At 70.6% G+C, this 8,972-nt stretch carries 10 protein-coding genes; 7 read left to right on the forward strand and 3 right to left on the reverse strand.

Going from position 1 to position 8,972, the window contains the following annotated elements:
• Positions 1-1,272 (forward strand): MFS transporter (locus EHS43_RS28735; protein WP_125193641.1); only part of this gene is annotated, 1,272 nt, incomplete at its 5' end.
• An 8-nt stretch (positions 1,273-1,280) separates the two neighbouring features.
• Here the strand turns inward: EHS43_RS28735 and EHS43_RS28740 are convergent.
• A complete protein-coding gene (locus EHS43_RS28740; RefSeq protein WP_125193642.1) occupies positions 1,281-1,508 on the reverse strand; it encodes a hypothetical protein in 228 nt (75 codons plus the stop codon).
• A gap of 58 nt (positions 1,509-1,566) precedes the next feature.
• On the opposite strand from EHS43_RS28740, the gene map reads away from it, so the two are divergent.
• Positions 1,567-2,424, forward strand: coding sequence for a type I methionyl aminopeptidase (gene map, locus EHS43_RS28745; RefSeq protein ID WP_125193643.1), 858 nt, complete (start codon positions 1,567-1,569; stop codon positions 2,422-2,424).
• Positions 2,425-2,571: 147 nt separating this feature from the next.
• The gene (locus EHS43_RS28750; protein WP_125193644.1) at positions 2,572-3,219 is read left to right on the forward strand and encodes a heme oxygenase (biliverdin-producing); all 648 of its coding nucleotides are present in this window, start codon (positions 2,572-2,574) and stop codon (positions 3,217-3,219) included.
• Positions 3,220-3,228: 9 nt separating this feature from the next.
• Here the strand turns inward: EHS43_RS28750 and EHS43_RS28755 are convergent, their stop codons facing one another.
• Positions 3,229-3,873: a PhzF family phenazine biosynthesis protein gene (locus EHS43_RS28755; protein WP_125193645.1), complete on the reverse strand. Its 645-nt coding sequence runs from the start codon at positions 3,871-3,873 to the stop codon at positions 3,229-3,231.
• A 272-nt stretch (positions 3,874-4,145) separates the two neighbouring features.
• On the opposite strand from EHS43_RS28755, the gene efeO reads away from it, so the two are divergent.
• Genes efeO through EHS43_RS28775 form a run of 4 tightly spaced genes read left to right on the forward strand, consistent with a single transcriptional unit; the run spans position 4,146 to position 8,398 of the window.
• The gene (gene efeO / locus EHS43_RS28760) at positions 4,146-5,291 is read left to right on the forward strand and encodes an iron uptake system protein EfeO (protein ID WP_125193646.1); all 1,146 of its coding nucleotides are present in this window, start codon (positions 4,146-4,148) and stop codon (positions 5,289-5,291) included.
• 10 nt (positions 5,292-5,301) lie between these two features.
• A complete protein-coding gene (gene efeB / locus EHS43_RS28765; protein ID WP_125193647.1) occupies positions 5,302-6,561 on the forward strand; it encodes an iron uptake transporter deferrochelatase/peroxidase subunit in 1,260 nt (419 codons plus the stop codon).
• A 3-nt stretch (positions 6,562-6,564) separates the two neighbouring features.
• The gene (efeU, locus tag EHS43_RS28770; protein WP_125193648.1) at positions 6,565-7,437 is read left to right on the forward strand and encodes an iron uptake transporter permease EfeU; all 873 of its coding nucleotides are present in this window, start codon (positions 6,565-6,567) and stop codon (positions 7,435-7,437) included.
• Positions 7,397-8,398 carry a hypothetical protein gene (locus EHS43_RS28775; protein ID WP_185806453.1) on the forward strand — a complete coding sequence of 334 codons (1,002 nt, stop codon included), beginning with the start codon at positions 7,397-7,399 and terminating at the stop codon, positions 8,396-8,398. The genes efeU and EHS43_RS28775 overlap by 41 nt, the downstream gene beginning before the upstream one ends.
• Before the next feature lie 19 nt (positions 8,399-8,417).
• Here EHS43_RS28775 and EHS43_RS28780 read toward each other — a convergent pair.
• On the reverse strand, positions 8,418-8,972 hold a 555-nt coding region (locus EHS43_RS28780; protein ID WP_148104108.1), incomplete at its 5' end, for a bifunctional DNA primase/polymerase.

Genomic DNA, 8,972 nt, shown 5'->3' on the forward strand with positions numbered 1-8,972 from the left:
ATGCTTCCCGACCTCGCCCCCTGGCGGGCCTCCCGGGACTTCCGGCGGCTGTGGTACGCGGGGCTGATCTCGAACTTCGGCAGCTTCCTGACCTTCGTGGCCCTGCCGGTGCAGCTGAAGGACCTGACGGACTCGGCGGCGGCCGTGGGCGCGATCGGGGCCGTGGAGCTGATCCCCCTCCTGGTCTTCGGCCTGTACGGCGGCGCGCTCGCCGACGCCTGGGACAAGCGGAAGCTGATCGTGTGGACCGAGGTGGGGCAGGGCGTGCTGAGCGCGGCCCTGCTGCTCAACGCGCTGGTCCCGCGTCCCGCCGTCTGGCCGCTGTACGTCGTCGCCGCCCTGTCCTCCGCCCTGGTCTCGGTGCAGCGCCCCGCGCTCGACTCGCTCTGGCCCCGGATCGTGGCCCACGACCACCTCCCGGCGGCGGCCTCGCTGAACTCCTTCCGCTGGACGGTCGGCGGGGTGGCGGGTCCGGCGCTGGCGGGCGTGGTGGTGGCGTACGCGGGTCTCGGCTGGGCGTACGGGGCGGACCTGCTGACCTTCGCGGTCTCCGTCGTGCTGGTCGCGCGGATCGCGGCCTCCCCGGCCTCCCACGAGGCGGCCAAGCCGTCGCTGAAGGCGATCGCGGAGGGCGCGCGGTACGCCTGGAGCCGCAAGGAGCTCCTCGGCACCTACGCCGTCGACCTCGCCGCGATGTTCCTGGCGATGCCGCTGGCGCTGCTGCCGTTCCTGGCGGACGAACTGGACGCGCGGTGGTCGCTGGGCCTGATGTACGCGAGCGTCCCGCTCGGCGCGCTCCTGGTGAGCCTCATGAGCGGCTGGACGTCCCGGGTGCACCGCCACGGCCGGATGGTGGTGCTGTCGGCGGCCCTGTGGGGTGTGGCGATCGCGGCCGCCGGGGTCATGGACGACGTGTGGCTGGTGCTGCTGTTCCTGACCGTGGCCGGCGGCTGCGACATGGTCAGCGGGATCTTTCGCGGGGCCATGTGGAACCAGACGATCCCGGACGAGCTGCGCGGGCGGCTCGCCGGGATCGAACTGCTGTCGTACTCGGTCGGCCCGACCGTGGGCCAGGTCCGGGCCGGTGGTTTCGCCGCGTGGTGGGGCGTGCGGACGTCGGTCTGGTCCGGCGGCCTGCTGTGCGCGGGCGCGGTGGGCCTGCTGGCTCTGTGCCTGCCGAAGCTGATGTCGTACGACGTCCGCACCGACGAGCACGCGACGCGGCTGCGCGAGCGACGCGCGGCAGCCGCGCCCGCCCCCATGGAGGCGTGATCAGCCGGTCAGCCGTCCTCGCTGCTCGCGGGGGCGTCGTGCCACTTGGGGTCGTTCTCCCACTCGAGGTTGCGCTCGCGGGCCGTCTCCATCGCGTGCTCGGCCTCCTTGCGGCTCGCGTAGGGCCCGAAGCGGTCCTTGGCCGGGCACTCGGGCCCTTCCTCGACCTTCTTGTGCTCCAGGCAGTAGTACCACTCGCCCGCCTTACCAGCGGCACGCTTCTTGAACAAGGGCATGACCAGCTCCTCTCGCCACCGACATGTTCCCCCATCGCCGCTGGATAGACTCGTCCGCATGTCTGGCCAGTCGCTGCTCGTGCCCGGGGAGCTGTCCCCCATCCGTTCCGTGCCCGGAAACATCCGGCGCCCCGAGTACGTCGGCAAGCCCGCGCCGACGCCGTACACGGGCCCGGAGGTGCAGACCCCGGAGACGATCGAGGCGATGCGGATCGCCGGCCGTATCGCGGCCCGGGCGATGGCGCAGGCCGCGAAACTGATCGCTCCCGGGGTGACCACCGACGAACTGGACAAGGTGGCGCACGAGTACATGTGCGACCACGGCGCCTACCCGTCGACGCTCGGGTACCGGGGGTTCCCGAAGTCGCTGTGCACGAGCCTCAACGAGGTGATCTGTCACGGCATTCCGGACTCGACCGTGCTGCGGGACGGCGACATCATCAACCTCGACGTGACGGCGTACATCGGCGGGGTGCACGGCGACAATAACGCGACGTACCTGGTGGGGGACGTCGACGAGGAGAGCAGGCTGCTGGTCGAGCGGACCCGGGAGTCCCTGGAGCGCGCGATCAAGGCGGTCAAGCCGGGCCGCCAGATCAACATCATCGGCCGCGTGATCGAGTCGTACGCCAAGCGCTTCGGCTACGGAGTCGTCCGTGACTTCACGGGCCACGGCATCAACTCCTCCTTCCACAGCGGCCTGATCATCCCGCACTACGACAGCCCGCACGCGACGACGGTCATCCAGCCCGGCATGACGTTCACGATCGAGCCGATGCTGACGCTCGGGACGCACGAGTACGACATGTGGGACGACGGGTGGACGGTCGTCACGAAGGACCGCAAGCGCACCGCCCAGTTCGAGCACACGCTGGTGGTGACGGAGACGGGCGCGGAGATCCTGACGCTGCCGTAGCTTGTGCGCACTGATGGCCCGCCCTCCCCGGAGGGCGGGCCTTTGTGGTGCCGGGGCGGGTTTTTGCCGACACGCTGTCGGGAAGGTTGCCGACAGGAAGTCGGCAAAGTATTGACTTAGGTAACCCTAACAATGAAGATCTGCCCCATGGACTCGTTCTCGACACTCATCCGCACCGCGTCCCACGAGCAGCACGTGGAGGCGGAGACCTCGACGTTCATGAGCGACCTGCTCGGCGGCAGGCTCGGCGTCGACGCGTACGCGCGCTACACCGAGCAGCTGTGGTTCGTCTACGAGGCGCTGGAGAGCGGGGCCGGGAGGCTGGCGTCGGACCCGGTGGCGGGCGCCTTCGTCCGGCCGGAGCTGTTCCGGCTGCGGGCGCTGGAGCGGGACCTGGCGCATCTGCGGGGGCCGGGGTGGCGGTCGGGCCTGTCCGCGCTGCCCGCGACGCGGGTGTACGCGGACCGGGTGCGCGTGTGCGCGGAGTCCTGGCCCGCCGGCTACATCGCGCACCACTACACGCGGTACCTGGGCGACCTCTCGGGCGGCCAGATCATCCGTGACAGGGCGGAGAGGACCTGGGGCTTCGAGAAGAAGGGCGACGGCGTGCGCTTCTACGTCTTCGAGGAGATCCCCAACCCCGCCGCGTTCAAGCGGGGTTACCGGGAGCTGCTGGACGCGGTGCGCGCGGACGAACTGGAGCGGCAGCGGATCGTCGCGGAGTGCAGGCGGGCGTTCGCGCTGAACACGGGGGTGTTCCGGGCGCTGGGTGAGGAGTTCCCGCTGTCGGCGTGAGCGTCGGCGTCAGCGCTCCAGGAAGACCCGGCCCCCCACCTCGACCCAGCCGCCCGGCTGCGGGGCCGTGAGGATCTGCGAGCCGGCACCCTGAACGATGTTCAGGGCACGCCCGAGTTCGGCGGTGAGCTGGAGAGCCGCGGCGCCGGTGGCCTCGTCCTCCTCGACACCGTCGCCCCGGCCGGGAAAGCCGCGGGCCCTGATCCGTCCGGCGGCCTCGTCCTCCCAGGCCCAGGCGTAGATCCACTCCCCCGGCGACGGGACGGCCAGGTCGTCCACCTCGGCGGCGGTGCCGTACTGCCGGAACGTCCGGGGGGCCGCCCACTCGGCCCGTGCCTCGATCCAGCTGAACTCCCCGTCGAGGCGGGTGCCCACGATTCCGGCGGGCGTGACGAGTTCGGGCACGTCGAGCAGCCAGGCGGCTCCGACGCAGGGGTATCCGGCGAACGCCAGCCGCACGGAGGGGGTGTAGATGTCGATGACACCCCGCTCGGGGTCGTCGACGAACACGGTCTCACTGAACCCGAGCTTCGCGGCGAACGCCTGCCGCTCGTCCCGGTCCGGCATCACGGAACCCTCGCGGACGACTCCCAGCTCGTTGCCGTAGCCACCGTTCGGCGCACAGAAGACGCGCAGCACGTCGTAGTCACTCACGGGGTGAATTGAAGCATCCACGCCGGACGGGGAGAGGGTCACGTCTCGTCCGCGGACAGGTGGGGGCTGGTCGCGCAGTTCCCCGCGCCCCTGAGGCACCTGCGGCGCGCCTGCCACTCGGAGGGAAGCTTTGGGGTTTCTTTGACCTTTTCTTGGTGTCTGTTTTGAGCCATCGCGCGGTATCACTCAGGTAAGCCTCGGATAAGTTAGGCTAGCCTCACTTAATTTGTGATGCCCGTCACGTGATGTTTCAGCCAGCACCAGGAGCCCGCATGCGAGCCGCCAGACTGTCCGCCGTCACCGCCACCGCCGTGGCGGCACTGACCGCCGTCACGGGCTGCACGGAGAAGGCAAGCTCCGGTGACAGCGACCGCGTGATCGACGTGACCGCCACGGACAGCGAGTGCGAGGTCTCCAAGAAGGAGTTCCCGGCCGGTCACCTGGAACTCGCGATCGAGAACAAGGGCTCCAAGGTCACCGAGGTCTACGTGCTGTTCCCGGACGACCGGATCGTCACCGAGCGGGAGAACATAGGCCCGGGCACCCGGCAGAAGGTCACCGCCGAGGTGAAGGCCGGTACCTACACGATCGCCTGCAAGCCCGGCATGAAGGGCGACGGCATCCGCCAGGAGGTCACGGCCACCGGCGGGACCGCGGCCAAGCGCGACCCGCGTCTGGACACGGCCGTCGCCGCCTACCGCAAGTACGCCCAGGAGCAGGCCGACGCCACCCTGCCGCTGGCGAAGACCTTCGCCGCCGCGGTCAAGGCCGGTGACCTGGAGGCCGCCAAGAAGGCCTACGCCCCCTCCCGGATCGGCTGGGAGCGCACCGAGCCGGTCGCGGAGTCCTTCGGGGACATCGACCCGAAGGTCGACGTGCGCGAGGACGGCCTGGAGGACGGCCAGAAGTGGACCGGCTGGCACCGTCTGGAGAAGTCCCTCTGGCAGGACAAGAAGATCACCGCCGCGGACAAGGCCCTCGCCGACCAGCTCATCACCGACCTCACCGACTGGCAGAGCCGGGTCGGCAAGGCGGACATCACCCCCACCTCCATGGCCAACGGCGCCAAGGAGCTCCTCGACGAGGTCGCCACCGGCAAGGTCACCGGCGAGGAGGAGCGCTACTCGCACACCGACCTCGTCGACTTCAAGGCCAACGTCGAGGGCGCCGAGAAGTCGTACGAGCTGCTCAAGCCGGTCGCCAAGGAGAACGACGCCGCCCTGGTCACCGAGCTCGACAAGCAGTTCACCGCGCTCGACACGCTCCTGGACAAGTACCGCGCGGACAAGTCGTCGTACGACTTCACCTCGTACGACAAGGTCGGCGACGCCGACCGCAAGCAGCTGTCGGACGGTGTGAACGCGCTCGCGGAACCGCTGTCCAAGCTCGCCGCCGCCGTCGTCACCAAGTCCTCCTGAGGCCGGGGCCATGACGGAAACGACCCACGAGTCGACTCCCTCGCGCCGCGCGCTCATCGGCTGGGGCGGTGCCGGGCTCGCGCTCGGTGCCGCCGCGGCCGGCGGCGCGGTCGCGATGACCCGCACCGGGGACGACATCGCCCCCACCGCCGCCGAGGCCGGTGCCGCCGTGGAGTTCCACGGCGCCCACCAGGCCGGCATCGCCACGCCCGTCCAGGACCGGCTGCACTTCGCCGCGTTCGACGTGACGACCGAGGACCGCGCCGAGTTCGTGCGGATGCTCAAGGACTGGACGGCCGCCGCCCGCCGGATGACCGCCGGGAAGGCGGTCGGGGACGGGGCGTACGGCGGTCTCACCGAGGCGCCGCCGGACGACACCGGGGAGGCGCTGGGGCTCAAGCCGTCCCGGCTGACGCTCACCATCGGCTTCGGACCGTCCCTGTTCGAGAAGTTCGACCTGGCCGACCGGCGGCCGGAGGCCCTCGTCGACCTACCCCAGTTCGCCGGGGACAACCTCGACAAGAACCGCAGCGGCGGCGACCTGTGCGTCCAGGCCTGCGCGGACGACCCGCAGGTCGCCGTCCACGCGATCCGCAACCTGGCCCGGATCGGCTTCGGCAAGGTCGTCATCAGGTGGTCCCAGCTCGGCTTCGGCAAGACGTCCTCGACCACGCCCGACGCGCAGACCCCGCGCAACCTGATGGGCTTCAAGGACGGCACCCGCAACATCGCGGGCACCGAGACGGACCGGCTGGAGAAGTTCGTGTGGGCGGACTCCGCCAAGGACGCCAAGGACGCCCCGTGGATGCACGGCGGCTCCTACCTCGTCGCCCGCCGCATCCGCATGCACATCGAGACCTGGGACCGCACCTCGCTCCAGGAGCAGGAGGACGTCTTCGGCCGCGACAAGGGCGAGGGCGCCCCGGTCGGCAAGGCCCACGAGCGCGACAAGCCGTTCCTGCCGGCGATGAAGCCCGACGCGCACGTCCGGCTCGCGCACCCCGACTCCAACGGCGGGGCGACGATCCTGCGCCGCGGCTACTCCTTCACCGACGGCACGGACGGGCTCGGCCGGCTGGACGCGGGGCTGTTCTTCCTCGCGTACCAGAAGGACGTCCGCGAGGGCTTCATCCGCATCCAGCGCCATCTGTCCACCGACGCGCTCAACGAGTACATCCAGCACGTGGGTTCAGCGGTCTTCGCGGTCCCGCCCGGCGTCCGTGACAAGGACGACTGGTGGGGCAGCACGCTGTTCTCCGAGGAGGCCTGACCCGTGTTCTCCAACTACCTGATCGGTCTGCGCGAGGGGCTCGAAGCCAGCCTGGTCGTCTGCATCCTCATCGCCTACCTGGTCAAGACCGGCCGCAGGGACGCCCTGAGGCCCATCTGGACCGGCATCGGCGTCGCCGTCGCGCTGGCCCTCGGCTTCGGGTGCGCCCTGGAGTTCGGCTCCCAGGAGCTGACGTTCAAGGCGCAGGAGGCGCTCGGCGGCTCCCTGTCGGTCATCGCGGTCGGCCTGGTGACGTGGATGGTCTTCTGGATGCGGCGCACCGCCCGGCACCTGAAGTCCGAGCTGCACGGCAAGCTGGACGCGGCCCTGCAGATGGGGACGGGCGCCCTGGTCGCCACCGCGTTCCTCGCCGTCGGCCGGGAGGGGCTGGAGACCTCCCTGTTCGTGTGGACCTCGGTGCACGCGGCCGGCGACGGCACCCCGCGCCCGCTGATCGGGGCGGCCCTGGGCATCCTCACGGCGATCGCCCTGGGCTGGCTGTTCTACCGCGGCGCCCTGCGCATCAACCTGTCCAAGTTCTTCACCTGGACCGGCGGGATGCTCGTCGTCGTGGCCGCGGGCGTGCTGGCGTACGGCTTCCACGACCTCCAGGAGGCCGACTGGCTGCCCGGCCTCAACGACAAGGCCTTCGACATCAGCGACACCATCGCCCCGGACAGCTGGTACGGCACGCTCCTGAAGGGTGTGTTCAACTTCCAGCCGGACCCGACGGTCCTTCAGGTCACGGTGTGGCTGCTGTACTTGGTCCCGACGCTCGCGCTGTTCCTCGCCCCGGTAGGGTTCGCCTCCGGGAAGGGGAAGGTGAAGGCACCTGATGAGCAGGGATCGCGGCCCTCGAAGGCTCCGCAGGCTTGACCGGAGTGCACTGATAGCAGCCTCCGTGACCGCTTTGTCGTTCACGGCGAGCGGATGCGTGGTGGTGCACGGCGAGCGGGAGGTGCTTCCCGCGACCACCAGGGCGGAGGCCGCCAAGGCGCTCCAGCAGTTCACGAACGCGTACAACGCGGCGGACAAGGCGTACGACAGCTCGCTGGACGCCGCCCATGTCACCGGCGCGCTCGGCGCCATCGACGCGGCGCGGCTGAAGGCCGGGAAGACGAACAGCCCCGGCGGCAACACCGCGCACACCCCGCTGAAGCTGTCGGACGTGACGTACACCATCCCGAAGAAGGCGGGCTGGCCGCGCTGGTTCGTCGCCGACGCGGCCGGCAACAAGGGCGGCACCGCGCGCTGGCTGCTCGTGTTCACCCGCGACGGCATGAACGAGCCGTTCCAGGTGGCGTTCCTGACGCTGGTGGCCGAGGGCAAGGTGCCGGAGTTCAAGGAGGACGCGGACGGCTGGGCCGAGGCGGTGCCCGCGAACTCGGCCGGTCTGGCCGCGGAGCCCGGGGACCTGAGCAAGAAGTACGTGAGCTATCTGAAGAGCGGCGGGGACGTCTTCGCGGACGGGACGCACACCAGCGTGTGGCGGGCCGACCGGGCGAAGGACGCCATCAGGCCGGGCCTGGCCACCCAGTACCTCGACGAGCCGCTGGCGAACGACACCTACGCGCCCCTGGCGCTGCGCACGAAGGACGGCGGGGCGCTGGTGTTCTTCGCCACGCACCACTACGTGAAGGAGACGGCCCACTCCGGCACGTCGGTGCCCAACCCCGGTGACGCGGTGCTCGCGCTGACGACCGGCGAGATCAAGCAGTCGCTGACCATGCAGTTCGTCTCCAACGAGGTGGCGCTCGACCCGCCGAGGGGCGCGGCCGACCCGAAGGTCGACGTGCTCGGGCGGATCCAGGGACTGACGTCCGCGCAGGGCTCGTAGGGCGGGCCGGACCGGTCCGCTACCGGCGCAGGGGCCAGGCCGCGTCGGTGTGGTCCGGCTCCTCGCCCACGTGGCGTGCGCAGACGTCGGTGAGGACTTCCAGGAGGCTCAGCGGGTCGGGCAGCGGGTGTTCGAGGCCGCGGACCCAGTGCACGGCCTGGTCACCGGGCAGCCGCGCGGGCGGTACGAGGACGTAGGAGCCACGGCAGTGCCAGCGAAGACCGGGGTGTTCGTCGGCCGTCTCGGGGTGGCAGTCCAGTTCGCACGGCCACCACTCGTCCTCGTCCTCGGGGGTGCCGCGGGTGAGGGTGAAGAAGAGGAGCCGCCCGTCGTCGCTCTCGGCGACCGGCCCGACCTCGATGCCGGCGGCCAGCAGCCGCTCCAGGGCCTCCCGGCCGGCCTCCAGGGGGACGTCGAGGACGTCGTGGACCATGCCGGTGGCGGTGATGAAGTTGGCCTGGGGCTGGTGCCGGGCCCAGCGCTCGATCTGCGCGCGGTCGGTGGTCGACTGGGTCTGCCAGGCGAAGGAGACCGGGTGCCGGGCGGGGGTGGGACAGCCCACGCGGTCGCAGGA

The organism is Streptomyces sp. RP5T (assembly GCF_003933965.1).
Taxonomy (GTDB): Bacteria; Actinomycetota; Actinomycetes; order Streptomycetales; family Streptomycetaceae; genus Streptomyces.